The sequence below is a fragment of the Sutterella massiliensis genome, from assembly GCF_016899755.1.
GTDB classification, from domain to species: Bacteria; Pseudomonadota; Gammaproteobacteria; order Burkholderiales; family Burkholderiaceae_F; genus Sutterella; species Sutterella massiliensis.
Genome location: NZ_JACJJC010000053.1, coordinates 1 through 1820, shown reverse-complemented (window position 1 = coordinate 1820; position 1820 = coordinate 1). Strand labels below are relative to the sequence as shown.

The following is a 1820-nucleotide window of genomic DNA, read 5'->3' as shown; positions in this document are numbered from 1 at the left end:
TCTCGAGATTGTCGTCCGAAAGAAAGGCCGACGCACTGCCATACCGACGCACCTGCCAGTCGTCAAAGGAGAGAAATACGGAAAGCGCCTTCAGAACAGACTCGTCATCGTCTACAAGGCGCACAACAGACTGAGCCTTGTGCAAGGAAGAAAGGGATGCCACCTGTTTTCCTGCATCTTCATTCGGCATGACTGACCTCCGGAGGAAATTCTGCTTTCAACAGCACCAGCACGGCTCGCAGACCGTGCGGTTCGATACGTTCGAATTCCAGGTGACCGCCATTTGCTTCAGCGATCGCAGACGCAATGGCGAGGCCGAAACCGAGCCCGTCCGCCTTTGAACTGGAGCCTACTTAGCCGAGTCTATCGAAGTCGTCATCGGAAATCGCCGGACCGTTGTCAGAAACGGAGAGCCGCCAGGTTGACCCCGAGTCCTCTGCCGACAGAAGGATGCACGGCGCTTCAGTATCTTTAAGGGCTGCTGCTGAATTTCGCAGAAAATTCGAGAGAACGAAAAGCAGCTCAAACGGATCTGCCCTAACCCAAAGACCGGCAGGCAGCCGGTTCTCGATCTTCAAGCCGCGAACTTCCAGCGTCTTAACAGCATCCTTTGCAATGGCCGACAGATCGCAAGGAACGGGATTGCGGCTGCGCTTTTTGGCATAAGAGCGAACATGTTCAACGATGGCGGCAGATCGATCGACCTCGTGCGAGAGCGAAGAGAGAATCGTCGCCACCTTCTCTTCAGCCGCTTTCGGGAGGTCCTGCTTTTCGAGCAACAGTTTGAGCGCACCCGCGTAGAGCGAAACATTCATGATCGGCTGCTTGATCTCGTGAGCGAACATGCTTGAGAGTTGCGCCACGATATTCGTTCGCTCAATCGTCAGAAGCGCATTTCTTGCTTCCTGAGCTTCACGGAAAAAGCGTTCCGTTTCCTCAAGTGCCTCAGAGAGCTGAGCGGTCCGCTTCCTCACAAGGAGATTGATCGTCACGATGTGAAATACGACTGCCGTCAACAGCAGGATCCCCAAAAGAATCTCCGTTTTCCAACGCTTCCAGATGGCTTCGAAGGTGAGGTCGTTCTGTCCCTCAAAGGGTCCGATTGAAAGTACGCGGAGCAGCTCGAAGGTCGGCACAAAGTCGTTGCAAACAGTCCACTGAAAATCCAAGTTCTCAGAAGGCATCGAAAGTATGGATACGGTTGCTTCCCGGACGGTTTCGGCATCGACCCACGGCAGCGATGAAAAGACTACGTCGGGGTACCGGTCGGTGCTTCTGATGCAGCCGCCATGGGCAGGCTTTTCTGCCAAAATGCGGAAGTCTCCATCACGAATGACGCCGTTTGCCAGGAGCTGCTCGTATTCGCAAGTCGAGAGTACGCCGACATCTGCCGCACCGATTTTCACCAGTGTTCCCACGTCCGGAACACCGTAAGAAGTTTCGATGAGTTCTCCGAAATGATGCTCGGGATCCAAGCCCTCTTTAGCAAGTTCTCCCTGCGCAATCAACCAGCCGTCAAAGCTTCGGCGATCGGAAATTGCCGCCCTGGCCCCTTGTAGGTCGGCAAGGGTCCGGTACCTGCTCGAAGCTCTGACAACAAAAGCAGAAGAAACCGTCTCCGATGGCTTCGGTGATGTTTTCGGCTGTCGCGTCGCAATTTGATGGCTGCCTACAGAACCCATAAGCGCAGCGTAAAGGGAGCCCGATGTCACCAGGAAGTCGGGACGCAAACGACGGATGTCTTCTTCAACGTGACGATAATCAAGCTCGACAAACTTGAATCGGCGCGAAGGAAGCGTTTCAAGCAGATGGTCGAGCGT

1 protein-coding gene and 1 pseudogene are annotated in these 1820 nt (G+C 54.5%); both read right to left on the bottom strand.

Annotation, left to right across the window (positions count from 1 at the left end):
• A pseudogene (locus H6A60_RS11095) lies at positions 1 to 190 on the bottom strand (hypothetical protein); the annotation flags it as partial.
• A 163-nt stretch (positions 191 to 353) separates the two neighbouring features.
• On the bottom strand, positions 354 to 1820 hold a 1467-nt coding region (locus tag H6A60_RS11090; RefSeq protein ID WP_205104599.1), incomplete at its 5' end, for a sensor histidine kinase.